We start from the raw sequence: 25,800 nt of genomic DNA on the forward strand, positions 1-25,800 counted from the left end.
AAGAGTGAACGGCGGAGAGGGGAAGCCTGATGGCGGCCAGGAAGCCTCCGACTGAGCGGCAGCAGCGGTTGGGCGCGGAGCTGCGCAAGATGCGTGAGCACGTCGGGCTGTCACTGACCGAGGCCGCTGAACTGCATCGTGTCGACAAGGCCACGCTCAGCAACACGGAGTCTGCCCGGTATGGCGTGAGTTCGGACCGCGTACGGGTATGGGCTGCCAACTACTCCTGCCCGGATCACAAGTATGTCGACGCGCTCGCCGAGATGGCCCGGGAGCGCGGTGCGAACTGGTGGGACGCGTACCGTGGCCTGGTTCCGGCGGTTCTTCTGGATCTGGCAGAGTTGGAGCGCCATGCGGTCGCGCTCCGCACCGCGCAGCTCACACACATGCCGGGGCTCCTCCAGCACGAGGACTACGTACGTGCAGTCATCGGAGAGGCTGTCCCTGAGCTCGCTCCTGAGGACTTTGACCGTAAGGTCGAGTTCCGTATCAGGCGAAGCGCTGTATTTGACCTGGAGGAGCCGCCTTTGTGCACGTTCCTCATTCACGAGGCCGCGTTGCGCATGTTGTTCGGTGGAGCGCGGGTGGCCAAGCGCCAACTGGCGTACCTGCTGGAGCAGGCCGACCGGGAGAACGTGACTGTGCGGATCCTCCCGTTCGCGGCTGGTGGATTCCCCAGCGCTGGAAGCTCGACCATGTACACCTACGGCCCTGTCGCACAACTCGATACGGTGCAGTCGGATACGCGTCAGGGTTCAAGGTTCCTCCATGCTGAGACGCACCTCTCGAACTACCGCATGGTTTTGGACCGTATGGAGGAGCGGTCCCTAAACGTCGACCGTTCGCGGGAGTTCATCCGTGAAGTCGCACAGCAACTCTGAAGGCGTGAGAAGAGTGGGCGTCCAGTGGCGTAAGTCCTCGTTCTCCGAGGACTCCGATGGCAACTGCATTGAAGTTGGCCTGAGTGGCGATGGCGTGCTGATACGTGAGAGCGACGAGCCGGGCACGGTCGTGACGACAGCCTCGGACGGGCTCCGCGTGTTCCTGGCCGACATCAAGGCGGGCGCGGCGGACCGCTTGGTGTAGGCGCTTCTCGGTCGGCAGGCCCCACCTGGCTCTGGTGGGGCCTGCCGTTGTTCGGCATATGCCAAGTTTCGCATTGAGGAAGCCTCAATATTGAGATGTCGCGTATTTTGTAGCTAGAGTCTCAGCTACGCACCGTGACTCGACGGTTGCAGAGACATCAGAAACCCCGGCGGTGTGCGACCACCCCGGGGCATGGCCAACGCTGCAAAGGAGCGCCAGCATGCTCAAGCCTATCCGGCTTGCACTGCAACGAACGCTTGTCCTCATCCTCTCCCTCCTCATTCCGGCCAGCGGCAGCCGTCGTCGGCGCGGTCTTCCGAGAGTCGCCCCTGTGTCCCCGCGCACTTTCTCCGGCCTGAGGCTGCTCATCCGGCGTGCTGCCCCGCCCGAACTCCTTACTGCCTCCAGGCCCCGGGCCGGCTCCCACCCTCTCCTCGACGACACCAGCCCCCTCGTACGCCCCTACCTCATCGTCCATGAACAGCATCAGCGGCAGCAGGAACGCCGGGCCGCGCTCGTGCTCGCGCTCGACGGCATCGACGTAGGGCCCTGGGTGATCCACGGCCACCACATCGGCACCCCGGTGGGCGCCCTGGCGGGGGTGGCTGTCTGATGAGCACGGCACGAAGCGCCCAGCCGAACGCCCGGGTCCAGGTCAGCCGAGTACCCGGCAAGCCCGTGCGGAAGGAGGACGACGGGGCCATCTCCATCGACCTCTGGTTGCGCCGTGACGGGGCCTTCGACTCCGACGTGGCGCTGCGTCTCACAGCTGCCGAGGCCGAAGTGCTGCACGCCCAGCTCTGCTACGCGCTCGACGACGAGGCCGTCGCCGTGATCGTCCCGGAATCCAGCCTTCCCGACTGCCGGAAGAGTGCCCGGACGAAACGACGCCGCTGATGTGCGCCTGAGGTGCGCTGGCATCGGCTCCCGGGGCAGCACAGGTATGAGGTGTGACATGTCCAGGGGGTCGATGCCGTTCCTGGGTGAACAGTCGGAACCGAACAGAAGGCAGAGGCTTGCGCGCGTTACAGTCCACTTACGCCTTGCCGACCTCTCACCACCGAGGTCATCCGAGCCGCCGGACACAAGGAGATGGCAGTGTGAGTGCCCAGTACGCCGAATCTGGCGACGCCCCCGTGATTCCGCGCCCGGAGCGTACTCCGGCGGCCTTGCGTGCGGCGTGCGCCATTGTCGCCTCTCACCTCCTCCCCGCCTACGACCAGGCCAAGGACCAGGCCCTCGCCGTAGCGCTGGAGCACGACTCGGTGAAGCCTGTCCACGCCTACCTCGCGCATTGGGCTGCCCTGATCGAGATCGAGCGGTATCCCGAAACCGCGAAGGCATACCGTCGCGCGGAGTACCTCGCCCGGATCGCTACCACGCCGGGCGAGGCGCGCAACCATCTCGCTACCGCGAGCGGTATCTACCGTGATGCGGCCGAGGCGGTGCGCGGCGCGTGAGCTGGCAGTGGGAGTACGTCCCGGACGAGGACACGGTGGCGGCCGGTGCGCCACCCATGTTCCTTGCGGAGGTCGAGAAGAAGGCCGACGAACTCGTCAGGGCCGCCGAAGCCCTGTATCTGCACGGGGCCGGGTACCAGGACACGGACGAGGGGGCGAAGCACGCGTTCGTGAACGGAGGCTTCTTCGTCTACATGATCACGCCACGCTCGGAACTCGTCTCCATCTGGCAGATCACACTCGATCCCGATCCGGGTGTCTGACCTCCTGTCCCTTCCGCCTTCACAGGCCCCTGGAATCCATCGTCGTGGCCCCGGCCGCGATGAGACGATCGAGATCAACTCGTTCATCTAGGACCTCGTCCGGCTTCACCCCGCCTCCTCACACCGGCCGGGCACGCGCAGGCGTGTCCGGCCGGGCCTATGCTGGAAAGTGCGCGAACTTGCGCATATCGGGCGACCGGAGGAAGTGAGTGCGATGCGTGTGATGCTCAGGGCGCGTCTCGACACGGAGAAGTCGAACGAGGCCATTCGCAACGGCACGCTGGGGAAGCTGATGCAGGCCTCCATGGAGCAGGTCAAGCCGGAGGCGGCCTACTTCACCGCCGACGAGGGACACCGCACCTGCTTCATGGTCTTCGACATGCAGGACAGCTCCCAGATGCCGGCGATCGCCGAGCCGTTCTTCCTCGAACTGGGCGCGGATGTCACGTACACCCCGGTCATGAACCCGGAGGACATGCAGAAGGGCCTCGCCGCACTGGGGCGCTGAGTATCGGGCGCTGTCCGGTGTCCCGGTCTCAGCTGAAGACGATCATCGATCCCTGGGCCAGGCTGCGGGTCGCCGCCGCGTGCAGGCCCAGCCAGACGTGCCGTTCGCGGGCGAACGGGCTGGGGTCGTAGGGCGGCGGGACGGCCGGCTCCTCCAACTCCGTGGGCGCGAGCGGCGCTTCGGGAGGCGACGGAGGGTTCGCCGGATCGATGCCGATGGCCGCCGCCACGAACTCCAGTTCCCTCAGCAGGCCCTGGGAGGAGCCCAGCGGGCCGCCCCCGGCGAGGAGTTCGTCGCTGGACAGCGGCTGCGGGAAGTCGACGGGGACATAGGCGCCCGCGTGGTCGTAGTGCCAGACCAGATGCGACTGCTGGGCCGTGCCCTCGAACATCTCCAGCAGCTGCTCGTAGTCCCCGCCGAGCGCGTCCACGGGGGTCACCGCGAGGCCGCAGACCTGGAGCAGATAGGCCCGGCGCAGGAAGTGCAGCGCGTCGTAGTCGAAGCCCGCGACCGGGGCGACCTCGCCGGTCAGACCCGGCATGTACTGGTACACCGGGACCGGTGGCAGTCCGGCCTCACCCAGCAGCTTGTTGTAGAGCGCGAGTTCGTCGGCGAAGGGGTTGTCGGGCGTGTGGCACAGCACGTCGACGAGCGGGACCAGCCAGAGGTCACAGGCCAAAGGAGAACTCCTCGGTCATCCGGCACGCACACGGACGGTAGGGTTACGTTCGCGTACGGCACACAGTGGTCAGGGAAGCGTAGTCGCTGAACGCGCCTTCAGCCCCCTTCGTGCAGATCCCATACCCACACACCGCCCACCCATTTACCGGGTCGCCCGACCAGCTTCTCCACGGCCTCCCGCAGCTGCTCCTCGTACGGCTGCGGGCGCAGGACCAGGGCGCCCGCGTGCCAGTACGCGAAGTCCTTCTGCGCCTGCGTCTGCCAGTTCACGCCGATCACGGGGACCTTGCCGGTGTAGCGGACGTCACGCAGCAGGTTGGAGGTGTGGCGGGGGACGGCGCCGTAGATGCCGACGCGGTCCTCGCCGAACGGGCCGTTGAAATAGCCGCCGGGCATCCTGAACCCGAAGTCCGCCGTGGACTGCCAGCGCAGGGCCTCCGCGTTGCCCGGGTCCGGCAGCGGCACCGGCACCAGGGTCTCGCCGGCCCCGGTGTCGACGTACGACTTCCAGGTGCCGTCCGCGATGAACGCCGGGACCTCCGCGCGCTCCACGGACCTCAGCGGGGCCGGGACGACGGGGAGGAGGGCGAGGGTGATCGCCATGAAGCCGAGGTAGCGGGTGCCGAGGCCGGGGGCCGCCGCGAGGCGGGCGCAGGCGATCGCCAGCAGCATGCCGAGGACCGGGGCGCAGATCATCGCCACCCGGCCCTCGATGACGGACTCGAACAGCGGTTTCTCGGCGAGCAGCGCCCACGGGCCGGGCAGCACGAGGTCCGTCCGCGGGAGGCGGAACTCGGGGCCGAGGGAGAGGACGGCCGCCGCGACGGCCGTGAAGGCCAGCGCCTTCACCAGGGCGTGTTCCCACAGGCGTACGACGATGCCGAGGGCCAGGAGGACCAGGGGCCAGCCGTAGAAGGCGTTCTGTTCGGTGATGTTGAGGGAGAGGGCGTCCGCGCGGGCGCGGTCGCCCGCGAGGAGGGAGCGTTCGGCGAAGGAGAGCAGGGCGAGCGGGCTGTTGCCGGAGTTGGAGCCGTGCGCGATGTTGCCGTAGCTCTGCGGGCCGAAGAACTGCCAGGTGAGGGGGAAGGTGACGAGAGGGAGGACGACGAGGACCGCGATGCCGAGGCCTTTGAGGAGCGGGCGCCAGGTCTCGCGGGCCACGTCCGGGCGGACGACGCCGTACGCGGCGGCGAACAGCAGCATGCCCATCGCGGCGAGGAGGAGGGGTTCCTCGCCGAGGAAGATCTGGTAGGTCGCCATCAGGCCGAGGACGATGCCGTCCCGGCGGGTGCGGGCGCCCGTGCACAGGCGCAGCGCACGGTCCACGATCGGCGGGATCATGAACAGGACGACGAAGTTCGGGTGCGCGTTGGCGTGGCTGACCATCGGTGGCGCGAAGGCGGCGAGGGCCGCTCCGGCGAAGGCCGCGCCCCGGTGCCGTACGACGTGTTTGACGATCAGCCAGTACCAGGCGGCGGCCGTGGCGGCGAGGCCGAGGGTCATCACCAGGGCGAGGGTGACGGCCGGGCCCAGGAGGAGCGTGACCGGGGCGAAGGGGACGGACAGGCCCAGCATGACCGTGTTGGCCATCAGGTTCACGCCGTCGGGAAAGCCCTGGAAGGTGGTGAAGAGCGGGTTGCGGAAGTGGACGAGGTTGTCGGCCGTGACCGCGAAGAACCACTCCCACTGGTTCTGGTCCTGGAGCGAGTCCGGGAGATAGCGGCCGTTCGGATCGAGCCAGCGGCCGATGTACAGGGTCACCGCCATCAGGAGGAAGCCCAGGACCGCGAGGACGTCGGCGCGGCGGACCGAACGGGCCCGCAGGACGGCGAGTTCACCGAGGACCCGGGCGTAGTCGCGGGGCCGGATCTTCGAACCGGGCTGGTGGGACCAGCGGACGGGGACCTCGACGACGGGCCAGCCGCTGCGGCGGAAGAACCGCAGGATCTCCACGTCGATACCGAACCCGTCGAGCCGGGAGGCGGCGAAGGCCTCACGGGCGCGGTCGCCGTCGAACAGCTTGAAACCGCACTGGGTGTCGCGGATGCCGGGCACCGCGACCCCGCGTATCAGCAGGTTCCCGACCCGGCCCAGCGTCTCGCGCAGCCGGTGCTGATGGCGTTCGATGCTCGCGCCGGGCGCCTCGCGGGAGCCGATCGCGGCCGTGTGCCCGTCGGAGAGCGCCTTGTCGAGACGCTCCAACTCGTCGATGGGCGCGGAGAGATCGGCGTCCGTGAGCAGCACCCGGCGGCCGTGCGAGGCGAGGACACCGAGCCGCAGGGCGTGGCCCTTGCCCCGGTTGCGGGGCCCGCCGGAGACGAGCTGGACGCGGGCGTCGCGGGCGGTGACGGCGGCCACGACCTCGGCCGTGCCGTCCGTCGACCCGTCGTCGACGACGATGATCTCCCAGCGGGCGGCGGCCTCGGTCGCCGTGAGGTGGGCGATGATCGCGTCCAGCGAGGGGGCGAGGCGGGCCTCCTCGTTGTACGCGGGCACCACGACGGAGAGATCGACGCTCAGGTGCCCGCCGGCCGCCTTGGGGACCGTGGTCGCGGTCGTGCTCATCCGTCCGCCAGGCGTTCCACCAGGGTCAGGGACTGCTCGTCGTACCCGGCGATGATCTCCTGCGCGGTCTGCGCGTCCCGGCGGGTGAGCGCGTCGACGAGGTCGGTGTGGTCGGCCCACAGCCGTCCCTTGAGATCGTCCGCCCCCGTCGTCGCGGTCGCCCCGGCCGTCCAGTCCTCGCCCTGCCGCAGATGCTGCACCGCGCACACCCAGGCCTGGACGCGCAGCCGGTGCAGGAAGTCGGTGAGATACGGATTGCCGAACAGGGCGCTCAGCTCGCGCCAGAACCGCAGGTCGTAGCCGATCAGGATGTCCAGGTCCCCGGCGGTCGCGGCCCGCCGCGCCTCCTCGCCGCGCCGCCGCACCCCGGCGAGCGCGGCGGCCGTACGCGGATCGACCTTGCGGTCGCCGAGCCGCCGGAACATGCCGTCGGTGACCAGGATGCGGGCCTCGACCATGTTCCGGTAGTCGGCCACCGAGTACGCGTGGACCTCGAAACCCCGGTGCTGCACGGCGTCCAGCAGCCCCTGCGCGGACAGGTCCACCAGGGCCTCGCGCACGGGTGTCGCCGAGACGCCGTACTGCTCGGCGATCTCCTTGACCGTGAACTCCTGCCCCGGCTTCAGCCGGCCGGCCAGCACCTCGTCACGGAGCGCGTCCGCGAGCTGCTGCCGCAGGGTGCTACGGGTCACGGCGCCATTGCCGCCGCCGGTGCCGGGCATCGTGGTCTGGGTCCCCCATCCGCGTAACGCGTACGCATCCTGTGCGTGCTCTCTGAGTTCTCTTACGAGCACGTCACCTTACGCGTTCGGGTTCCGGGGAGGAGTTTTCGCCCTCCTCGCGAATCAGGTCTCGCGGAGCGGGGCGAAGGAGCGCGTCACACCGTGTGCGCGTCGGTGTGTTCGTCCGCCACGGACAGGGCCGCGTCCAGGGCGGCGAGGCCCTCCTTGGCCTCGGCCTCGGTGATGTTGCACGGCGGGACGACATGGGTGCGGTTCATGTTGATGAAGGGCCACAGACCGCCCGCCTTGGCGGCGGCGCCGAAGGCGAGCATGGGGGCGTTGGCCTCGCCGGTCGCGTTGTAGGGGACGAGGGGTTCGCGGGTCTCCTTGTTCCGCACCAGCTCCAGCGCCCAGAACATGCCGGTGCCGCGCACCTCGCCCACCGAGGGGTGGCGGTCGGCGAGTTCGCGCAGCGCCGGGCCGATCAGGGTGGCGCCGAGCGTGGCGGCGTTGGTGACGACCCCCTCCTCCGCCATCACGTCGATCGTCGCGACGGCGGCGGCGCAGGCCAGGGGGTGGCCGGAGTAGGTGAGACCGCCGGGGTAGGGGCGGCGGGCGAAGGTCTCCGCGATCGCGGCGGAGATGGCGACGCCGCCGAGGGGGACATAGCCGGAGTTCACGCCCTTGGCGAAGGTCATCAGGTCCGGTACGACGTCGAAGAGGTCGGCGGCGAACCAGGTGCCCGTCCGGCCGAAGCCCGCCATCACCTCGTCCAGGACGAACACGATCCCGTACTTGTCGCACAGCTCCCGGACCCCGGCCAGATAGCCCGGCGGCGGGACCATGATCCCGGCGGTGCCCGGGACGGTCTCCAGGATGATCGCGGCGATCGTCGACGGACCCTCGAAGACGATCGTCGTCTCCAGGTGCTCCAGCGCGCGGGCGCACTCCTGCTCCTCCGTCTCCGCGTGGAAGCGGGTGCGGTAGAGGAACGGCGCCCAGAAGTGCACGACCCCCGCCGTGCCGGTGTCGGAGGCCCAGCGGCGCGGGTCGCCCGTGAGGTTCACGGCCTGCTGGGTGCCGCCGTGGTACGAGCGGTACGCGGCGAGGACCTTGGGGCGGCCGGTGTGCAGGCGGGCCATGCGGGTGGCGTGCTCGACGGCGTCGGCGCCGCCGTTGGTGAAGAAGATCTTGTCCAGGTCGCCGGGGGTGCGTTCGGCGATGAGGCGGGCGGCTTCCGAGCGGGCCTCGATCGCGAACGCCGGGGCGAACGTCGTCAGCGTGGCGGCCTGCTGCTGGATGGCGGCGACGACCTTCGGGTGCTGGTAGCCGATGTTCGTGTAGACGAGGCCGCTGGTGAAGTCGAGGTAGCGGTTGCCGTCGTAGTCCCAGAAGTAGGAACCCTCCGCGCCGGCGACGGGGAGGGGGTCGATGAGGTCCTGCGCGGACCAGGAGTGGAAGACGTGGGCGCGGTCGGTCGCCTTCACGGTGGGGCCGGGGAGGGGGCTGGAGTGCGGGGGCGCGGGAGGGGTCATGGGGTGAGGTTAGGGGTGGGGGGCGGGGGGTGGACATCGGCGGTTTGTAAGTGTGCGGCTGCTCGGGCGCGACAGTGTGTCGCCCCCGAAGGCATGGGCCCCCTATTGACAGCAAGCTGCCTAAATGACAGTCTGCTGTCATGAGCGATCACAAGCCTGTGCATCTCGCCGTGTACGACACCTACGCCGACTGGGAGACGGGCCACACCACCGCGTGGCTGGCCAGGGGCGGCTACGAGATCCGCACGGTCGGGGCCGGACCGGGGACCGTACGGACCGTCGCCGGGGTGCGGATCCAGCCGGACGAGGACCTGGAGGCGCTGCGACCGGAGGACAGCTCCCTGCTCGTCCTCACCGGGGCGGACCTGTGGGACACCGGTGACGACCTCGCGCCGTTCGCCCGGAAGGCACGGGAGTTCCTCGACGCCGGCGTGCCCGTCGCCGCGATCTGCGGGGCGACCGCCGGGCTCGCCAGGGAAGGGCTGCTGGACGACCGGGAGCACACCGGCGCCGCCCCCTTCTCTCTCGCGGCCATCGGATACGCGGGCGGTGAGCGGTACATGGACGCGGACGCCGTCACCGACGGCTCCGGGCTGCTCGTCACCGCCGGACCCACCGAACCCGTCGCCTTCGCCCGGGAGGTCTTCCGGCTGCTCGGTGTGTACGAGGGGGAGGTCCTCGACGCCTGGTACCGGCTCTTCCACGACTCGGACGCGGAGGCGTACGCCGTACTGGAGGCGGCGGGACGGTGAGCCGGGAGCGGGCGGAGCGGGCGGAGCGGACAGAGCAGATGGGGCAGATGGAGCAGACAGAGCGGCAGGATCTCCTCAGCCGTGCCGCGCTCGGGGTGTTCCGGCTGAACGGGCAGTTCCTGTCCGTGGCCGACGAGTTGGCGCGTCCGGCGGGACTGACCGCCGCCTGGTGGCAGGTGCTGGGCGCGGTGCTGCCCGAGCCGCTGCCCGTCGCCGGGGTCGCCCGGGTCATGGGCATCACCCGGCAGAGCGTCCAGCGGGTCGCGGATCTCCTCGTCGGCAAGGGGCTCGCCGAGTATGTGCCGAACCCGGCCCACCGCCGGGCCAAGCTTCTCGCCCCGACCTCCGCCGGCCGCGCCGCGATCGCGCGGATCGAGCCCGGTCACGCCACTCTGGCCGCCGGTCTCGCGGAGGCGCTGGGGGAGGAGGGGTTCGCCGAGACCGTACGGGTGCTCGAACGGCTGTCGGAGGCCCTGGACGGCCTCGCGGCGGCGTCGGGGGCCGACGAGGAGGCCGCCGCTGTTACGGAACCGTAGACACCGGTCCATCCGACTCCCCCGGGGGCCGCACTACGATCGGTCCGTTGCGCACGTACGCGACGTACCCGTACGTATGACGTGGGCGGTCGTATGTAGGCGTATGTGGGCGTGCGCATTCGCAGGGGACGGCACGGGGGAAGACGGGGGCGGTGGCCATGGAGAAACTCGGGGCCGGGGATCCGCAGAGGATCGGGGCGTACCGGCTGCTCGCACGGCTGGGGGCCGGCGGGATGGGGAACGTGTATCTGGCCCGCTCCGAGCGCGGCCGTACCGTCGCCGTGAAGCTGGTCCGGCAGGAGCTGGCGGAGAAGGAGGAGTTCCGGGCCCGGTTCCGGCAGGAGGTGCGGGCCGCGCGGCAGGTGGGCGGGTACTGGACCGCGCCGGTGCTGGACGCGGACACCGGGGCGGTGATCCCCTGGGTCGCCACCGGGTATGTCGCAGGACCCTCCCTCCAGGCCGTCGTCGGCCGGGACCACGGGGCGCTGCCCGAGCGGTCCGTACGGATCCTCGCGGCGGGCCTCGCGCACGCGCTGGAGGACATCCACGCGGCCGGACTCATCCACCGGGACCTCAAGCCGTCCAATGTGCTGGTGACCCTCGACGGGCCGCGCGTCATCGACTTCGGGATCGCGCGGGCGCTGGAGACCGTCACGGACGGCGGGCTCACCCGCACCGGCGCGCTCGTCGGTTCGCCGGGCTTCATGGCCCCCGAGCAGGTGCGCGGCGACCGGATCACCCCCGCCTGCGACGTCTTCTGCCTCGGCTCGGTCCTCTCCTACGCCGCCACCGGCAACCTCCCCTTCGGCGCCGCCAACTCCGGTGTCCACGCCCTGATGTTCCGCATCGCCGAGGAGGAACCGGATCTGGAGGGGCTGCCGGAGGGGCTGTACGACATCGTCCGCGACTGTCTGCGCAAGGACCCCGCCGCGCGTCCCACGCTCGCCCAGATCCTCCAGCGCACCGGCGCCGAGGACACGGTCTTCGCGGGCCGGTCGCGGGACCCCTGGCTGCCGAGCGCCCTGGTGGCCCAACTGGGGCGGCACGCCGTGCAGTTGCTGGAGAGGGAGGATCCGGAGGAGGTTGCGGAGTCCGGGGAGTCCGGGGAGTCGGGGCGGCCGGGAGGGCCGGGGGTGGGGGCCGCGGGTGGGTCGGGGGCCGCCGGTGGTCTTGGTGGGGCGGTGGCTTCGGGTCTCGGCGGGCAGACGCCCGCGACGGCACCGGCCGCCCCGGCGGCACCGTCCGCCGCGCCTTCGGTCCCCGGGAACCCCGCCGGATCCGCCCCCGGCACCCCGTCGTCAGTGTCACCACCGTCGTCACCACCGTCGTCACCACCGCCGTCACCACCACCACCACCACCACCGTCGGCTCCGCCCGTGTATCCGTTGGGGGATCCGCACTCTCCGTACGGTGGTTCGGGGGCTCCGGCCGGTGCTCCCGGGTCTCCTCAACCGGCTGGGGCGGCTGCCTCTGCCGGTGGGCCCGCGTCGCCGCCCGAGCACCCGGCCGCCACGCCCGAGGGGGCACCCGGGGGCGAGTCGCCGGACCGGACGCCGACGCGGATCATGGGTGCGGAGGGGGCCCAGCCGCCTCCGCCGACCGCCCCACCGGGACCCCCGCCCGCCGGGTACGGCTTCCCCCAGCCGCGCACCCAGCAGCCCGCCGGTGGGTACGGGCAGCAGCCCGGCACCGCTCCCACCCCCTACCCGTCGTACTCCGGCGGCACCGCCCCCGGCTACGGCTACCCGCAGAGCGCACCGCAGCCGTCGTACGGGGCGCAGGGGGCGTACGGGCAGGGCGCGACGCCGCCGTACGGGCCCGAACCCGTGTACGGAACCGATCCCCACTACGGAACCGATCCCCACTACGGACCCGGCCCCGGGGCGGGCCCCGAACCCGCGCGTGGGAACCGGCGGTCCTCCGTGCTGCTCGTCGTCGTCGCGCTGGTGGTCGCGCTCGGCGCGGGCGGCTCGGTGTACGCGTTGATGAAGAAGGGGGACGACGGGGGTGACGAGGACGACGCGAAGGGCGGGACGTCGACGAGCGCGCCGCGGACCCTGGAGCCGACGACCGGGGAGCCGACGGACCCGGCCACCTCGCCGGACCCCACCACCGAGTCGCCCGACGCCGGTACGATCCCGGCGGACTTCCTGGGCACCTGGAACGCCACCCTGGACGGCTCGAGCGGCTCGGACACCCGTCAACTCGTCATCCAGCAGGGCGAGGTGGGCGACACCGTGCTCTCCCTCACGGCGGACGGCCCGCTCGAAGGCGGCGGCACGTACCACTGTGTGTTCGAGGCGGAGTTGGCGGAGGGACCGGCCGACGGCGGCCCTCTGGAGATCGGCCCCTCGACCGTCACCACAGGCGAGCCCGCGACGTCCTGTTCCCCGGGTGCCGCCACCACCGTCACCCTCCTGCCCGACGGACAACTGAGGCGCGTCGACACGGCGGGGAAGTCGGTGACGTACTCGAAGTCCGGCTGAGCCGATCACCGGGCCGACCGCCGAGCCGGGGCGCCGAGCCGGGGCGCCGAGCCGCGCGGCGAACTTCCGTTGAACTTCCGGCGCCGCACCCGGAATGTCCACGCGTCGCCCGCCGCCCGCGCCGTACCGTGTCCCGCTTGACTGCGGAGCGTGAGGCTCGGGGGAGTGGCTCGGATGCAGGAGTGGCTGAGCGCGGAGAACGTGGTGGCGGTGGCGACCGCCGTGGCCGGTGTCGTGGCGTCGGCGGTGATGGTCTGGTACGAGCGCCGGGTGCCGAGGCGCTGGGGGCGCCTCCCGCGCCCTTAAGGGGTCCTTGCAGAAAGATCGTGTTGTGGCACGGTGGATGTGTACGTGATCCCGTGTTTTGTGGGGTGTGATCATGACGTGACCCTCGCCCGCAAACACCCAGCATTCTGAAAGCGCCCCTAAAGGATTCAGGCCCCTGCGGGCCTGAAAAACATGGGGCGCGGCCCCTGCTTTTCAGGCAAGGCCGTGAAGTTATGGGCTGATCGTCGGCGTCAAGATGTTGATGCTGAGGGTGGCTGTGTAGGTGCGTCGGTCGATATTGAGGCTTTTGTAGGCGTATCGGGACAGGGGTCGTTTCACTGCGCGGGGGCTGATGCGGAGGCGGCGGGCGGGCATGAGGTGTTCCAGGACGGTTCGGCCGATCGTCCCGACGAGGTCGATCGTGGTGCCGGCGATGATGCCCGCGGCCTGGACGATCTGGTCGCGGGCGCATCGCAGGGCAACGCTGAAGCTGGCCCGGTCCGGGTCTGTTCCGGGTGTGGCCCCGGTGGCGTCGGCGATAGCGATCCGCAGGGCCTGGTAGGCGCTCAGCAGGGCGTAGACCTCCTGGGCGATGCCGGGCGGAGTGGTGGAGCGCAGGACCCGCCGGCCCAGCATCGTTTTCTTGATCGCGAAGTAGGCGGACTCCACTTCCCACCGCTCGTGATACAGACTGACCAGGTCGGATGCCGGGTAGCGGTGGTGGTCCAGGAGGTTGGTGGCCAGCCGGTAGAGCCCGGTGCGGCGGCCCTGGCTGGTGGTGACGGTGATCTCGCATTCGATGATGCGGACCTCGAGGGCGCCGAAGCGGGAGAGGTGGGAGCCGTCGCCGAAGCGGGCCAGGACGGGAGGTTTGCGGGTGGCAGTGATGCGTGCGAGGAAGGAGGCTTCGGTGGCGGCGACGGCTGTCAGGAACGCGTTGCCCGAAAAGCCCCGGTCCAGCAGGACGATCATTCCGGCGTGCAGGGAGCGCATGAGCCGCCTGCCGTGTCCGGTCTCTCCCTGGGAGCGCGGTCCGAAGGCGGCATCCAGGATCGCCCGGGTGCCACAGGCCACCAGCGCGGTCAGGCAGATCTGCGGGTAGCCGGCAGTTCCGAACCGGTTGGACCCCTTGCCCAGACGGGCCCGGTGCGGCGGGCTGTCGGGAACGTCGAGGTAGGTGCCGTCGATCGCAACGGCCAGCAGGCCCTTGAAGCGGGCGCCGCGGGTGCGGATCACCGTGGCCGGCCCGCGCAGCAGATCGAACAGGGCCCGCATGGGCCGCACGCCCAGACGCCTGCGGGCGTCCCAGAGCCCCGCGCCGGTGATCTTCACGACCGGTATCGTCTCCAGCGCGGCGGTGAGCCTGCGCCAGACGGCCAGGTAGCCGCAGTCCTCGAACAGGGCCGCGGCCAGCAGCAGGTAGACCACCACCCGGGCGGGAATCTTCCGCAGCCGTTGCTGGACAGCACCGGTCTCGGCAAGGACCGCATCGACCATCTCGAACGGGATGATCCGGGTGAGTTCCCCCAGATGCCCCGGGGCGAACACGCCCTTGGCTACCGTGATTTCCCGCGTGATGACACACTGATCGGACAGCGGAGCCTCCGGTCCTGTGAACGGCTGTCTTGGTCGACTGCCAGTTCTACCGGGGCTCCGCTTCCCACGTTCCAAGAAGCCATAGAACCAGAGCGCACTTGCCAACGCTCCCAAAGCCCTAACTTCACGGCCTTGGCTTTTCAGGGGCGCGGGGAACTGCGCGACCAGCCCCCACCGAACCCGCACCCACCCTCACGAACCCGCACCCACCCCCACGGCCCCCCGCCTACCGAGCCTCCGGCGGTCGCTGTCGGGGCATGTTCGGCCGAGCCCCCGGAGGGAGTGCCATCCGCCCGTTCGCCCCCACCTCGGGCCGAGCGCCCCCACCCCCCGCATGCAGCCCCACCGGCGCGGCCCCCGTCCGGAACTCCACCATCCAGTCGGCCGTCTCCGCCCGCACCAGCTCCGTCACGTCCTCGGAGAACCTCCGCAGCACCCCGAGACACCGCTCGGCCGCCTCCCCGGCCGTCCCCTCCGCCGGCCCCAACACCTCCCGCGCGCTCTCGGACGCCCAGTCGAACCGCAGCACCTGAAGCCGCCGCTGCACCGCCTGCGCCGTGGCCACGTCCCGCATCCACCCGGACGTGATCCCGAAGAACCGATCCACCGCGACGCACGCCACACAGGACAGCAGCGCCAGATACCCCCAGGGCGCCACATCGCCCACCGCCCCGGTGAGATCGAGCAACGGCAGCGCCGCCCCGGCGATCGCCCCCGCCGCCGCCCCGATCCGCAGCACCCGCGCCACCGTCCGTTTCCACACCCGGTCCGCGAGATACCACGCGGCGGTCTCCAGGGCCGCCCGCTCGACCCAGTGGTACAGCTCCTCCAGCCGTTCGGCCGGCGCCCCCCAGTCCCCCTGCGGAAACGGCCGCCCGGCCGGATCCCCCACCCAAGGCCCGGTCCTCGACGACCAGGGCTCCGCCCACAGCCCGGACCCCTCACCCCGCCCGTCCTGGGGTCCCCCCTCGGGCTGCATCTCCGGCTGGCTCACCCGGCACTCCCTACGTACGTACGGCGCTCACGCACCACCCTGACGCGGCCGGACCCTTCCTACCGCCCAATGGGTGGCGAAGATGGTGTTTTCACCGCTTTTCCCCTGGAAGATGCCCTTGATCAGGTATACGAATCCCCGGCCGACTCACTCGAAAGAGTGGCCCGGCACAGGCGGGGCCGACCACGTAGGCTCGTGGCGACCGCAAAACGTCCAGGGGGCGTCCACAGAACCGTCCCCACGGGCGTCCGCACGTACTCGTGACGTACTCGTGAGAGGGAGCTGAACGTGATCCCCGGTGGTGGCCAGCCCAACATGCAGCAGCTGCTCCAGCAGGCCCAGAAGATGCAGCAGGACCTGGCCAGGGCGCAGGAGGAGCTCGCGCGGACGGAGGTCGACGGTCAGGCGGGCGGCGGTCTGGTGAAGGCCACCGTCAACGGCTCCGGCGAACTGCGCGGCCTGAAGATCGACCCCAAGGCGGTGGACCCGGAGGACACCGAGACCCTCGCCGACCTGATCGTCGCGGCCGTCCAGGCGGCCAACGAGAACGCCCAGGCACTCCAGCAGCAGAAGCTGGGCCCCCTCGCCCAGGGTCTCGGTGGCGGCGCGGGCATTCCCGGTCTGCCCTTCTGAGCGACCGGGCGACCCCTCTTTCGACCCCATCCGTGCCCCGTACCGCCTTCCTCGGAGCGGCGGCGGCCGACTACGGTACGTACGGAAAGACACCAGGAAGGACGGCAGTCCGTGTACGAAGGCGTGGTCCAGGACCTCATCGACGAGTTGGGGCGGCTGCCCGGCGTCGGTCCCAAGAGCGCGCAGCGGATCGCCTTCCACATCCTGCAGGCGGAGCCGACGGACGTACGGCGCCTCGCGCACGCCCTCCTCGAAGTGAAGGCGAAGGTCCGTTTCTGCGCCACCTGCGGCAATGTCGCGCAGGAGGAGCTGTGCGGTATCTGCCGTGACCCGCGCCGCGACCCCACGGTCATCTGTGTGGTGGAGGAGCCGAAGGACGTCGTCGCGATCGAACGCACGCGCGAATTCCGGGGCAAGTACCACGTGCTCGGCGGCGCGATCAGCCCGATCGAGGGCGTCGGCCCGGACGACCTGCGCATACGGGAACTGCTGACCCGCCTGGCCGACGGCACGGTCACCGAGCTGATCCTCGCCACGGACCCCAATCTGGAAGGCGAGGCCACGGCCACGTACCTCGCCCGCATGATCAAACCCATGGGCCTCAAGGTCACCCGCCTGGCCAGCGGCCTCCCGGTGGGTGGCGACCTGGAATACGCGGACGAGGTGACCCTCGGGCGCGCCTTCGAGGGGAGACGATTGCTGGATGTCTGACGCCACACTGCACGCGACGGACCTGAACCCGGACGACTTCGCGGTCCAGATCGCGGATCAGATCGAGAGCTTCCTGGTCGCCGTCACCGAGGTGGCCAAGGGCGACGAGCCGGACTCGGCCGTGCCCTTCCTCCTCCTGGAGGTGTCCCAGCTGCTCCTGGCCGGCGGGCGCCTCGGCGCGCACGAGGACATCGTGCCGGACGAGCGCTACGAGCCCGACCCCGGCCCCGAGCCGGACGTCGACGAGCTGCGCGAACGCCTGGCCCTGATGCTCGAACCGGTCGACGTCTACTCCGAGGTCTTCGACCCCTACGAGCCCCGCAAGGCGCCGGTCCCGGCCCGGATCTCCGACGACCTCGCCGACGTCATCGCCGACCTCCGCCACGGCATGGCCCACTACCGCGCGGGCCGCACCACCGAGGCCCTGTGGTGGTGGCAGTTCTCCTACTTCTCCAACTGGGGCTCCACGGCCTCCGCCACCCTCCGCGCCCTCCAGTCCCTGGTCGCGCACGTCCGCCTCAACCAGCCCCTCGCCGAACTGGACGGCCTCGACACCGACCAGGAACTCATGGGCGACGAAACCCTGGAGTTCGAGGCGGGCCAGGTCATGGCGGAGGAGATCGCGGGCCCGCTGGGGCTCGGCAGGAAGGTCAAGTAGCCGGCCACCCTCCGGCGAGGGAGCAGGTCCCGCGGCGGGAGCCGGGCCCGACATGAGTACGGTGCCCAACTCCCGCCGTACGCATGACGATTTCCGCCACGGGCGGTCATCATGTGACGTATGAGCGATACGTTCGACCGCCGCCCAGTCGACGACCCGTCCGTCACGGCCTCCGGAGCGGGGTCCGTCGCGGCGCGCGGGGACGTCGGCCTCGCGCAGACCGGGGCGGGGTCGTTCGGTGTGCACATCGACAACGCCACGCTGCTGTCGGCGGAGAGCTTTCCCGCCGCGGCTTCCGTCCACTGCCCGCAGGGTCTCGGCAACCTTCCGTCCCGCGCGCCTCTCTTCGTCGGCAGGGACCACGAACTCGGCCTCCTGGACCAGGCGTTGGTCAATCCCGGGGAGGCGGTGGTGCATGCGGTGCACGGCCTCGGCGGTATCGGCAAGTCGATGCTCGCCGCCCGCTGGGCGACCCTTCGCGGGGCGGAGTACGCGCCGGTCTGGTGGATCACCGCGGACAGCCGTGCCGCGCTCGACGCGGGCCTGGCGGCCCTGGCCGCGGCGCTCCAGCCCACGCTGGTCACACTGCTCCCGCAGGAACAACTCGGCGAGTGGGCCCGGCAGTGGCTGGCTTCCCACACCGGCTGGCTGATCGTCCTCGACAACGTCTCCGATCCGGCCGATGTCGAGCACCTCCTCGCCCGTGCGACCTCGGGCCGGTTCCTGATCACGAGCCGACGGTCGACCGGCTGGCGGAGCATGGCGCGGGAGGTGCCGCTCGATGTGCTGTCCGAAGAGGAGGCGGTCGACCTCTTCACCCGGATCAGGGGCATGGATCCGGACACGGCCGCACTCTGCGAGGAACTGGGACATCTCCCGCTGGCGGTCGCCCAGGCGGCGGCTTACTGCGTGGAAACCGGCTGCGCCGTACGCGAGTACCTGGACGACCTCGCCGCCTATCCGGCCGAGATGTACGAGGCCACGGACGAGGGCGGTGACCATCAGCGCGCCGTGGCCCGTGTCTGGCACATCACCCTGGACCGCCTCGCGGACGACCCGCTCGCGGTACGGATCCTGTTGATGCTCGCCTGGTACGCGTCCGAGGGGATTCCCCGCTCCCTGCTCGCCGCGCTCGGGACACCCCCGGCCGTACGCCGGGCCCTGCGCCGCCTCGCGGCACACAGCATGATCACGCTGCACGACGACACCGTTTCCGTGCACCGGCTGGTGCAGGCCGTCTCGCGTACGCCGGGGCAGGACGATCGTCACCGTCATGCCGACGCGATCACGGCGGCGCGGGGGGACGCGATCGCGGCACTGGCGGGGCTGATCCCCCAGGACGCCGATGCTCCGGAGGCCTGGCGGGCCGTACGGGCGGTGCTGCCGCACGTCGAGGCCCTGGCCGGGCACGGGCTGCCGGGAGCCGGTGCGGGGACGGCCGGGAGCGGTACGGAGACGGCCGGGACCGGTGCGGAGGCCGATCTGTACGTCGACACCGCCCGTCAGCTGGCGTTCTCCGGCACCCGTGCGGCGGCGCGGGCAGTCGTGTTGCTGGAGCGGGCGGAGGAGATACACACGCGAAGTGCCGGTGCCGAGGCTTCTCGGACGCTGGAGACACGGATCGACCTCGTCCATGCCCGGAAACGGTCCGGCGACCTCGAACAGTCCGTTCCTCGCGCGGAGGCGGTGCTGGCCGACTGCGTGCGGGTGTTGGGCGAGCGACACCCCGTGACGCTGACGGCGCTCATGCGGCTGGCCAAGTCGGTCGGTTTCAGGGGGGACTCCGGGCGTGCCAAGGAACTCCTGGAGGAGGTGGTCGCGGGCCGGAGATCGGAATTCGGAGACCGGCATCCCCGGACCCTGGAGGCACGGGGCTTTCTCGCCATGGAGTTCCGGGACCACGGCGACCTCGTGTCGGTCCGCCCGAGGCTGCAACAGGTGTACGACGACTGCGTCGAGTACCTGGGCGCGGAACATCCGGTCACGCTGTCGATCCAGGGCGACCTCCTGGTGATGTCGCCGGGATCGCGCATGCTGGAAGGGCCGCTGGGCGAGGCGCTGGTGTCCGCCTCGCTGACCGACCCCGGCCTCGACTTCGCCGATCTGATGAGCCGATTCGACTCGGTGACCCGGTCCACCGGACTTCAGGGGCTCAAGACGGCGCTGGGATCGGAGGGGGACGTGCGGGCCGCCAAGGAGTACGTCGCCACCCACGAGCGGGTGTACGGCAGCGACCATCCGAAGACCCTGACCGCGAGGATGTCCCTGGTCCAGGCGTACGCCTCCACCAGGGACGTCGGCCGGGTCTCCGCGGTTCTGGAGCAACTGGTGTCGGACGCCACCCAGGTGTTCGGCGGGGACGACGTCTTCGTCACCGGTGTGAACGCCATCAGAAGCATCGTCGACGCGGTCCTGTCCGAGGGCCTGGTGGACAGCGGCGAGGCCGACGATCCGGGCGCCGGAGGAGCGGAGCGCGAGGAGCTTCACCAGGGCTCCGGGGCCGAGCGCGGGCGGGACCCCGAGACCCTGGCCCGGCTGGGCGATCTGTACGGTTCGGTGCGCGAGAGCCTCGCCTCCGGCAAGTGGGACGTCGTCAGCTTCGCCGAAGCGGCGGTCGGCATGCTGAGAGTGGCGGGCGGGGCCGGTACGGCGACGGACACGGCCGGTACGGCGACGGGCGGGGCGGATGAGACGGACGGGACCGCCGACACCCGTACATCGGAAGAGAGTTGACCGTACGTCAGTGATCGGCTCTTATCGGACGAAACTCTCCACGTGAGCCTGCGCGACCGCCACAATGTCCTCATGACACTGAAGCCATGGGCGTGGGCCGGTCTCGCGACCGCCGGGGTGGGCACGGCCACGTTGGTCGGGTTCGCCTTCGTCGATCTGGGCTCGGCGGATCAGATGGCCAGTGTGGTGGGCGGATCCGCAGGGGTCATCGGGCTTGTTCTTGCCGCGATCGCGCAGTTCGGCGGATCGTCCGCCCCTCCGGCCCCTCCGGCCCCGACCCCGGCGTCGGCCCCGACCCCGGCCCCGGCCACGCCCCCGAATGTCGACGCGTCCGGCACCGGCGCGATCGCGGCCGGCGGCAACATCGGCTCGGCCTCGACCGGGGGTACGACACCACCGCCCGCGCCCGCGCCCTCGCCGACCCCGCCCGCCACCACCCCGCCCGTCGCCCCCGGCCCGAACGCGAACGTGAGCGCCTCCGGACCCGGCTCCATCGCGGCGGGCGGTGACATCGGCTCGGCGTCCACGGGAATCTGATGTCTGATGGAGGCCGAGCCGGAGGGGGAGACGGGGCAAGGGCGTCGGGTGAGAGGTCGATCGCGGCGGGCGGGTCGACCGGCATGGCCTTCACCGGGGACCACGCGGCTCCGAGGTTCGCCGTCCGGGTCACGCCCCCGCTGCCCGCGGAGGCGTACGAGCTGCCCGAGCGCCCGGCCCGGACGGTCAACCTCCCGGAGAGGGTACGGCCGTTCGTGGGCAGAGAGCGTGAACTCGCCGCTCTGGACGCCACGTTCACGAACGGCGAAGGAGCGGTCGTCCGGACGGTGCACGGCTTGGGTGCCGTCGGTTGGTCGGCCCTGGCCGCCCACTGGGCCGCGGAGCGGGCGGACGCGTACAACCCCGTCTGGTGGATCACGGCGGAGACCGAAGCGGACCTGGACACGGGCCTGGCCGACCTGACGGTCGCGCTCCAGCCCGCGCTGGGCGACCTGCTGTCCCGGAAGGCGCTGCGTGACCTGGCCGTACGGTGGTTGTCCACGCACGAGCGCTGGCTCCTCGTCCTGGACAACGTCTCCGACCCGGCTCCCGTGAAGGCGCTTCTCGGCCGCGTCCCGGGCGGCCGGTTCCTGATCACGACCCGCCAGGCAGCCGGATGGGAGGAAGCCGGGGAGACGGTCCCGCTGGACGTGCCGGACCTCCCGGAAGCGGTGGAGATCTTCGAGAGCGTCCATGGCGACCCCGCCGACAGCGGATCGGCGGCCGAGACCGACGCACTCTGCCGCGAACTGGGATGTCTTCCGCCGGCCGTGCGCCAGGCGGCGGCGTACTGCCGGGAGGCGGGCATCACTCCAGGGCGGTATCGGGAGCAACTCGCCTCCCACCCCGCGCAGTATCCGACCCAGGCGTCGGAGGGCGGACGCGCCCTCGCGAAGGTGTGGCGGGTGACCCTGGACCGGCTGGCCGGCACACCGCTCGCGGGGGAGATCTTCCGCGTGATCGCCTGGTGGGCGTCCGACGGAATCCACCGGTCGTACCTGGAGCCGCTCGGCAGCCCACCGGAAGTGACCGAGGCGATACGCCGACTGGCCGCGTACAGCATGATCACGCTGCGCGGGGACGAGATCTCGGTGCACCGACTGGTGCAGGCGGTGGCGAGAACAGCGGATCCGGCGGATCCGCACAGGCGACCCGAAGCGCTGGCGCCGCGAAAGCGCGGCGGCGGTGCTGAGCGCCCGAGCCAACGACAAGATGTCGTCGCCGAACGAGACCCCGAGAAGCGGGAAAGGCGGTGAATCCTACGAGTACAGCCCCGCTCAGCTCCTGGCCTTGCACTTGGTGGGGCTCCATCTCCTCACCGGGGATCTCCGGCAAGCCCTGCGCATGAACCAGATGTTCGCCGACGACTGATTGAGTGAGCTGCTCCGCACACCGGATCAGTGATGCCTCCCTCACGGATCGCCTTCGCTGCTGGCATCCGCCCTGTTCCCGGGTAGCGTGTCCTCGCGGCTGCTCGGACGCGGCCGCAAACACATACGCACGTCAGTCACACGCAACGCTCTGCCCGCCCCCGCCCCCGCCCCCGACCAGGAACCGGACCCAGTGACGTGACCGTTCTCCTGCTCCTTCTCGTCGCCGTGGCGCTGACCGCCGCGGTGCTGGGCCCCCGTGCGCTGCTGAAGGCGGTGTGGCCCGAGCGGGAACCCGTGGTCGCGCTGTGGGTGTGGCAGTGCCTGGTGGCGGCGGCGCTGCTGAGCTGTCTCGCGGCGCTGGTGCTGGGCGCGGCGGCGGTGTTCGAGACGGTGCGTACGCACGCCTTCGCGCCCGCGCCCCCGGCCGTGACCGCCGCGTACGACCTCACGGCCGCGCCGCCCTGGACGGCCGTACTGACGCTGGCGCTGGCCCTGGGGGCGGCGTGGAGCGGGGCGATGCTGGCCCGGGAACTGGTCGAGGCGCGGCGCCGGCGGCAGCTGCGCCGTGCGCATCTGCGGGAGCGCGCCCCCGACCTCCCGGCGGGCCTGCCGCAGGCGAAGGGGCCGCTGCTGGTGCTGGAGGACGAGTACCCCGACGCGTGGCTGATGCCGGGCGCTCCGCCCCGACTGGTCGTCACCACGGGCGCGTTGGGCAAGCTGAGTGACCGTCAGCTGGATGCCGTGCTCGCCCATGAACTTGGCCACGCCCGTGCCCGCCACGACTGGCTGCTCCACCTCTCCACCGCCCTCGCCACGGGTTTCCCGCGCATCCCCCTCTTCGCCCACTTCGCCGACCAGACCCACCGCCTGGTCGAACTCGCCGCCGACGACACGGCCTCGCGCCGCTGCGGCCACCTCACCACGGCGCTCGCCCTCATCGAGCTCAATCAGCACCGGGGCGTGCTGAGCTGCTCCAACACCCGCCGTCTGCTGGGCGACCGGGTGGAACGGCTGCTGGAACCGCCGCCCCGCCTGGACCGCACCCACCGCGCGGCCACCACGACCGCCGCCGCGCTCCTGGCCCTCCTCCCGCTGCTGATCGCGTTCGCCCCGGCGCTGGGGACGCTCTAGGCGACGCCGCCGAGGAACTCCAGCAGGGCGCCCGTCAGTTCGGCGGGCGCGTCCTCCTGGACGAGGTGTCCCGCCCCGGCGATCGGGACGAACCGCGCCCCCGGAATCCGGTCGGCCAGCTCCCGCCCCTTGGCGATCGGGATCCAGCCGTCCGCCTCGCCCCAGCACACCAGCACCGGAATGCCGATCTCCCCGTAGCGTTCCTGGATCTCGTCCGTGTGGGCCTGGTCCGCCTGGGCGATCTGCCGGTAGAAGGCGGGCTGACCGTCCTCGCCGAGCCATGGCTCCACGAGCCGGTCGAGAACGGCCGGGTGCAGACCGGGACCACTCGCGGAACTCACGTACTCCCTCGCCAGGGCCCGGTGCAGCGCGGGCGGCAGCTGTTCGAAGACCTCGGCGTGGCGGCCGAGCAGCCGGAAGGAAGGGGAGCCCCAGGGGGCGAGTGCCACGGGGTCGACGAGGGCGAGGGCGCGGTAGCGGGCCCCGTGCAGCAGACGCGCCCGCAGCGACACGGCTCCACCGAAGTCATGGGCCACCACCAGCGGCTCGTCCAGCCCCCAGTGCGCCAGCAGCTCGGTGAAGACCCGCCCCTGCGCGGCCAGGGACACGTCCTGCCCGGCTGCCTTCTCCGACGCCCCGTACCCGGGCATGTCCCACACGAACACCCGGTACCGGCCGGTCCCGGCCAGCCCGCGCGCCACGCCCCGCCAGACGTACGACGAGAAGGGCGTGCCGTGCAGCAGGACGACCGGCTCCCGGCCGGGTTCCCCGACCACACCCCACCGCACGTCCCCGGACGACATCCCCAGGGCGTATCTGACGGGGATCGGCGGCGAGTTGGAGGTGACCGAGGCCGTACGGCGGCTGGCGGCGCACAGCATGATCACGGTGCGCGGGGAGCTGCTGTCGGTGCATCGGCTGGTGCAGGCCGTGAGCCGGGCGGGGGAGCCTCAGGAGGTGATCGCCCGCCGGGACCATGCCGTGGCGATGCTGGTCCGACACCAACCGGATGCCCTCGTCGACATCGACGAGGGACGGCTGTGGGCGATCCATGTCGAAGCCCTCGGCGAGTGTGTAGAAGAGGAGTCCGACACCGAAGCCCTCACGTCGCTCTTCGCCCAGGCGGCAGCGCTTCTCGCGCACGGATACTCCCGGAGGAGCGTCGCGCTGGCCGACCGGTTCGGGCGAGCCGTCGCGAGCCATCCGGAATGGGAGGCCGGGGACCTGGTGCGCCGTACTCTGCTCCCCGTCTACACCCTCAATGGTGAACCGAGCCGAGCGGTCCCTCTGGCCGAGTACCAGCTGGGCTTGAGGAAGGCGACGCTGGGTGAGGGGCACCCGAAGACGATCGAGGCGCTCATCTCGCTCGCGAAGGTCGTGCGGTACGCCGGCTCCGAACGCGCTCGGAGCGTGGCCGAGCAGGCGGTCGAGACCGCGACCGGCGCCCTGGGGCCGGATCACCTGCTCACGTTCAAGGCCGAGTCGACTCTTCGAGACATCACCGAGCAACGATTGGATGTGCCCGCCCTTGAGACCCTGCTCAAGAGGGCGACCCGGCTGTTCGGTGCGGACCACATTGTGAGCACAGAGCTGCGGTACGAACTTGTCGTCGCGTTGGCCGGTGCGGGAGAACCGGGCCGAGCGGCAGCGCTGGCGGAGATGGCCGCTCGGCGTTGCGGAGCGGTCCTCGGAGCCGCCGATCTGCGGACACTGTCCTTCCGGGTGATACATCTCAGCCTGGTGGCGCAGACGGGCGACATCGCCCGTGCCCGTGAGCTGCTACCTCAGATCGTTGCCGACTTCAAAGGGCATTTCGTTCAGGAACCGGACGATCGTGGCCTGCTCGGTCGAATCACCCTCATGTTCGACGAGTTGGTGGACCTGATATCCGGCTTCCCAGCGTGATCGAGCCCTTGCTCAGCGTATTTGTACGACCCCTGCCTCCCCGCTGTACGTCCCCTGCACAGCCCCTAACCGGCGTCACGCGAATCTTGAGTCACTTCCACCGCACAGGACGCGGAGGGAGTGACACCCCCACGCCGCACGGGAGATCGCGATGACCAGGAAGAACCGCATACGCGCCGCCATCGTCACGGCCGCCGCAGTCGTCACCGCAGGTACGGTCACCGCCGGTGTCAGCACGGCCGGGGCCGAGGCCGCGCCGAAGAAGCCCTCCAAGAAGGAGATCGCGGCCCTCTTCGACGGCTGGAACAAGACGCTGCAGACCGGCAGTTCGAAGAAGGTGGCGGACCGCTACGCGAAGGACGCGGTGCTCCTGCCGACCGTCTCCAACAAGATCCGCACCGACCGCGCCGGCATCGTCGACTACTTCGGCCACTTCCTGGAGAACAAGCCGGTCGGCAAGAAGACCAAGACGATCATCAACGTCCTGGACAGCAACTCCGCCATCGACGCCGGCTCGTACTACTTCATCCTCACCGACCCGAAGACCGGCGAGAAGAAGCGGGTCGACGCCCGCTACACCTACGAGTACGAGAAGCGGAACGGCGTGTGGAAGATCGTGAACCACCACTCGTCGGCGATGCCCGAGGGCTGAACCCCCAGATCGTGGC

Annotated in this window: 27 protein-coding genes; 20 read left to right on the plus strand and 7 right to left on the minus strand. The window is 70.8% G+C overall.

From position 1 onward, the window contains the following. Window positions 1-29 precede the first annotated feature (29 nt). The 7 genes from F9278_RS26665 (at window position 30) to F9278_RS26695 (ending at window position 3,317) form a co-directional block, all read left to right on the plus strand. On the plus strand, window positions 30-881 hold the full coding sequence (locus tag F9278_RS26665; protein ID WP_152170568.1) for a helix-turn-helix domain-containing protein: 852 nt from the start codon (window positions 30-32) through the stop codon (window positions 879-881). A 13-nt stretch (window positions 882-894) separates the two neighbouring features. Beyond that, window positions 895-1,086, plus strand: a complete 192-nt coding sequence (locus F9278_RS26670; RefSeq protein ID WP_226967331.1) for a DUF397 domain-containing protein — start codon at window positions 895-897, stop codon at window positions 1,084-1,086. A gap of 331 nt (window positions 1,087-1,417) precedes the next feature. Beyond that, window positions 1,418-1,699: a hypothetical protein gene (locus F9278_RS26675; protein WP_152170569.1), complete on the plus strand. Its 282-nt coding sequence runs from the start codon at window positions 1,418-1,420 to the stop codon at window positions 1,697-1,699. Next, window positions 1,699-1,983 carry a hypothetical protein gene (locus tag F9278_RS26680; RefSeq protein WP_152170570.1) on the plus strand — a complete coding sequence of 95 codons (285 nt, stop codon included), beginning with the start codon at window positions 1,699-1,701 and terminating at the stop codon, window positions 1,981-1,983. Before F9278_RS26675 ends, F9278_RS26680 begins: the two co-directional genes overlap by 1 nt. A gap of 203 nt (window positions 1,984-2,186) precedes the next feature. Beyond that, window positions 2,187-2,546 (plus strand): hypothetical protein, encoded by a 360-nt coding sequence (locus F9278_RS26685; protein ID WP_152170571.1) that lies wholly within the window; start codon window positions 2,187-2,189, stop codon window positions 2,544-2,546. Then, window positions 2,543-2,809 (plus strand): hypothetical protein, encoded by a 267-nt coding sequence (locus F9278_RS26690; RefSeq protein ID WP_152170572.1) that lies wholly within the window; start codon window positions 2,543-2,545, stop codon window positions 2,807-2,809. Before F9278_RS26685 ends, F9278_RS26690 begins: the two co-directional genes overlap by 4 nt. Before the next feature lie 214 nt (window positions 2,810-3,023). Next, a complete protein-coding gene (locus F9278_RS26695) occupies window positions 3,024-3,317 on the plus strand; it encodes a DUF3303 family protein (RefSeq protein WP_152170573.1) in 294 nt (97 codons plus the stop codon). Window positions 3,318-3,345: 28 nt separating this feature from the next. Here F9278_RS26695 and F9278_RS26700 read toward each other — a convergent pair whose 3' ends face one another. The 4 genes from F9278_RS26700 to F9278_RS26715 all read right to left on the minus strand — a co-directional run bounded on the left by F9278_RS26700 (window position 3,346) and on the right by F9278_RS26715 (window position 8,820). Next, entirely contained in the window at window positions 3,346-3,996 is a 651-nt protein-coding gene (locus F9278_RS26700; RefSeq protein ID WP_152170574.1) for a hypothetical protein, read from the minus strand. Between the two features lie 98 nt (window positions 3,997-4,094). Beyond that, the gene (locus F9278_RS26705; RefSeq protein WP_152170575.1) at window positions 4,095-6,563 is read right to left on the minus strand and encodes a dolichyl-phosphate beta-glucosyltransferase; all 2,469 of its coding nucleotides are present in this window, start codon (window positions 6,561-6,563) and stop codon (window positions 4,095-4,097) included. Further along, window positions 6,560-7,285: a GntR family transcriptional regulator gene (locus tag F9278_RS26710; protein ID WP_152170576.1), complete on the minus strand. Its 726-nt coding sequence runs from the start codon at window positions 7,283-7,285 to the stop codon at window positions 6,560-6,562. Before F9278_RS26710 ends, F9278_RS26705 begins: the two co-directional genes overlap by 4 nt. Before the next feature lie 155 nt (window positions 7,286-7,440). Then, window positions 7,441-8,820: an aspartate aminotransferase family protein gene (locus F9278_RS26715; RefSeq protein ID WP_152170577.1), complete on the minus strand. Its 1,380-nt coding sequence runs from the start codon at window positions 8,818-8,820 to the stop codon at window positions 7,441-7,443. Between the two features lie 140 nt (window positions 8,821-8,960). On the opposite strand from F9278_RS26715, the gene F9278_RS26720 reads away from it, so the two are divergent. The 4 genes from F9278_RS26720 to F9278_RS48235 all read left to right on the plus strand — a co-directional run bounded on the left by F9278_RS26720 (window position 8,961) and on the right by F9278_RS48235 (window position 12,900). Further along, on the plus strand, window positions 8,961-9,572 hold the full coding sequence (locus F9278_RS26720; protein ID WP_152170578.1) for a DJ-1/PfpI family protein: 612 nt from the start codon (window positions 8,961-8,963) through the stop codon (window positions 9,570-9,572). A gap of 47 nt (window positions 9,573-9,619) precedes the next feature. Further along, the gene (locus F9278_RS26725; RefSeq protein WP_152174150.1) at window positions 9,620-10,108 is read left to right on the plus strand and encodes a MarR family winged helix-turn-helix transcriptional regulator; all 489 of its coding nucleotides are present in this window, start codon (window positions 9,620-9,622) and stop codon (window positions 10,106-10,108) included. A gap of 158 nt (window positions 10,109-10,266) precedes the next feature. Further along, complete coding sequence (locus F9278_RS26730; protein WP_152170579.1) at window positions 10,267-12,594, plus strand: serine/threonine-protein kinase; 2,328 nt, start codon at window positions 10,267-10,269, stop codon at window positions 12,592-12,594. Between the two features lie 174 nt (window positions 12,595-12,768). Beyond that, a complete protein-coding gene (locus F9278_RS48235; RefSeq protein WP_264300231.1) occupies window positions 12,769-12,900 on the plus strand; it encodes a hypothetical protein in 132 nt (43 codons plus the stop codon). A gap of 192 nt (window positions 12,901-13,092) precedes the next feature. Here F9278_RS48235 and F9278_RS26735 read toward each other — a convergent pair whose 3' ends face one another. Both F9278_RS26735 and F9278_RS26740 read right to left on the minus strand, forming a co-directional pair. Continuing rightward, on the minus strand, window positions 13,093-14,409 hold the full coding sequence (locus F9278_RS26735) for an IS4 family transposase (RefSeq protein ID WP_193241414.1): 1,317 nt from the start codon (window positions 14,407-14,409) through the stop codon (window positions 13,093-13,095). 274 nt (window positions 14,410-14,683) lie between these two features. Beyond that, a complete protein-coding gene (locus F9278_RS26740; RefSeq protein WP_152170580.1) occupies window positions 14,684-15,451 on the minus strand; it encodes an SLATT domain-containing protein in 768 nt (255 codons plus the stop codon). 288 nt (window positions 15,452-15,739) lie between these two features. On the opposite strand from F9278_RS26740, the gene F9278_RS26745 reads away from it, so the two are divergent. From F9278_RS26745 to F9278_RS26770, 7 genes are all read left to right on the plus strand, one after another. Continuing rightward, complete coding sequence (locus F9278_RS26745) at window positions 15,740-16,084, plus strand: YbaB/EbfC family nucleoid-associated protein (RefSeq protein WP_152170581.1); 345 nt, start codon at window positions 15,740-15,742, stop codon at window positions 16,082-16,084. A gap of 111 nt (window positions 16,085-16,195) precedes the next feature. Continuing rightward, the gene (gene recR, locus F9278_RS26750) at window positions 16,196-16,795 is read left to right on the plus strand and encodes a recombination mediator RecR (RefSeq protein WP_152170582.1); all 600 of its coding nucleotides are present in this window, start codon (window positions 16,196-16,198) and stop codon (window positions 16,793-16,795) included. Then, on the plus strand, window positions 16,788-17,453 hold the full coding sequence (locus tag F9278_RS26755) for a DUF5063 domain-containing protein (RefSeq protein WP_152170583.1): 666 nt from the start codon (window positions 16,788-16,790) through the stop codon (window positions 17,451-17,453). The genes recR and F9278_RS26755 overlap by 8 nt, the downstream gene beginning before the upstream one ends. A 120-nt stretch (window positions 17,454-17,573) precedes the next feature. Beyond that, window positions 17,574-20,186: a tetratricopeptide repeat protein gene (locus tag F9278_RS26760; protein ID WP_152170584.1), complete on the plus strand. Its 2,613-nt coding sequence runs from the start codon at window positions 17,574-17,576 to the stop codon at window positions 20,184-20,186. A 72-nt stretch (window positions 20,187-20,258) separates the two neighbouring features. Continuing rightward, on the plus strand, window positions 20,259-20,723 hold the full coding sequence (locus tag F9278_RS46345) for a hypothetical protein (protein ID WP_193241647.1): 465 nt from the start codon (window positions 20,259-20,261) through the stop codon (window positions 20,721-20,723). Window positions 20,724-20,806: 83 nt separating this feature from the next. Then, entirely contained in the window at window positions 20,807-21,979 is a 1,173-nt protein-coding gene (locus F9278_RS26765) for a hypothetical protein (RefSeq protein ID WP_152170585.1), read from the plus strand. A 312-nt stretch (window positions 21,980-22,291) separates the two neighbouring features. Then, window positions 22,292-23,227 carry a M56 family metallopeptidase gene (locus tag F9278_RS26770; protein ID WP_152170586.1) on the plus strand — a complete coding sequence of 312 codons (936 nt, stop codon included), beginning with the start codon at window positions 22,292-22,294 and terminating at the stop codon, window positions 23,225-23,227. Here the strand turns inward: F9278_RS26770 and F9278_RS26775 are convergent. Then, window positions 23,224-24,030, minus strand: coding sequence for an alpha/beta fold hydrolase (locus F9278_RS26775; RefSeq protein WP_193241648.1), 807 nt, complete (start codon window positions 24,028-24,030; stop codon window positions 23,224-23,226). The genes F9278_RS26770 and F9278_RS26775 overlap by 4 nt on opposite strands. Window positions 24,031-24,070: 40 nt before the next feature. Between F9278_RS26775 and F9278_RS26780 the strand changes: the two genes are divergently transcribed. Beyond that, on the plus strand, window positions 24,071-25,132 hold the full coding sequence (locus tag F9278_RS26780; RefSeq protein ID WP_152170588.1) for a hypothetical protein: 1,062 nt from the start codon (window positions 24,071-24,073) through the stop codon (window positions 25,130-25,132). Window positions 25,133-25,283: 151 nt separating this feature from the next. Further along, window positions 25,284-25,784 (plus strand): SgcJ/EcaC family oxidoreductase, encoded by a 501-nt coding sequence (locus F9278_RS26785; protein ID WP_152170589.1) that lies wholly within the window; start codon window positions 25,284-25,286, stop codon window positions 25,782-25,784. Window positions 25,785-25,800 lie beyond the last annotated feature (16 nt).

Source organism: Streptomyces phaeolivaceus, assembly GCF_009184865.1.
Classification (GTDB): Bacteria; Actinomycetota; Actinomycetes; order Streptomycetales; family Streptomycetaceae; genus Streptomyces; species Streptomyces phaeolivaceus.

What these genes read in the sequence shown, in the direction of transcription:
- F9278_RS26775 (WP_193241648.1), bottom strand. Translation starts at nt 24,030, where the DNA reads ATGTCGTCCGGGGACGTGCGGTGGGGTGTGGTCGGGGAACCCGGCCGG.
- F9278_RS26695 (WP_152170573.1), top strand. Translation starts at nt 3,024, where the DNA reads ATGCGTGTGATGCTCAGGGCGCGTCTCGACACGGAGAAGTCGAACGAG.
- F9278_RS26720 (WP_152170578.1), top strand. Translation starts at nt 8,961, where the DNA reads ATGAGCGATCACAAGCCTGTGCATCTCGCCGTGTACGACACCTACGCC.
- F9278_RS26680 (WP_152170570.1), top strand. Translation starts at nt 1,699, where the DNA reads ATGAGCACGGCACGAAGCGCCCAGCCGAACGCCCGGGTCCAGGTCAGC.
- F9278_RS26755 (WP_152170583.1), top strand. Translation starts at nt 16,788, where the DNA reads ATGTCTGACGCCACACTGCACGCGACGGACCTGAACCCGGACGACTTC.
- F9278_RS48235 (WP_264300231.1), top strand. Translation starts at nt 12,769, where the DNA reads ATGCAGGAGTGGCTGAGCGCGGAGAACGTGGTGGCGGTGGCGACCGCC.
- F9278_RS46345 (WP_193241647.1), top strand. Translation starts at nt 20,259, where the DNA reads ATGACACTGAAGCCATGGGCGTGGGCCGGTCTCGCGACCGCCGGGGTG.
- F9278_RS26705 (WP_152170575.1), bottom strand. Translation starts at nt 6,563, where the DNA reads ATGAGCACGACCGCGACCACGGTCCCCAAGGCGGCCGGCGGGCACCTG.
- F9278_RS26765 (WP_152170585.1), top strand. Translation starts at nt 20,807, where the DNA reads ATGGCCTTCACCGGGGACCACGCGGCTCCGAGGTTCGCCGTCCGGGTC.
- F9278_RS26665 (WP_152170568.1), top strand. Translation starts at nt 30, where the DNA reads ATGGCGGCCAGGAAGCCTCCGACTGAGCGGCAGCAGCGGTTGGGCGCG.
- F9278_RS26730 (WP_152170579.1), top strand. Translation starts at nt 10,267, where the DNA reads ATGGAGAAACTCGGGGCCGGGGATCCGCAGAGGATCGGGGCGTACCGG.
- F9278_RS26760 (WP_152170584.1), top strand. Translation starts at nt 17,574, where the DNA reads ATGAGCGATACGTTCGACCGCCGCCCAGTCGACGACCCGTCCGTCACG.
- F9278_RS26785 (WP_152170589.1), top strand. Translation starts at nt 25,284, where the DNA reads ATGACCAGGAAGAACCGCATACGCGCCGCCATCGTCACGGCCGCCGCA.
- F9278_RS26710 (WP_152170576.1), bottom strand. Translation starts at nt 7,285, where the DNA reads ATGCCCGGCACCGGCGGCGGCAATGGCGCCGTGACCCGTAGCACCCTG.
- F9278_RS26725 (WP_152174150.1), top strand. Translation starts at nt 9,620, where the DNA reads ATGGAGCAGACAGAGCGGCAGGATCTCCTCAGCCGTGCCGCGCTCGGG.
- F9278_RS26715 (WP_152170577.1), bottom strand. Translation starts at nt 8,820, where the DNA reads ATGACCCCTCCCGCGCCCCCGCACTCCAGCCCCCTCCCCGGCCCCACC.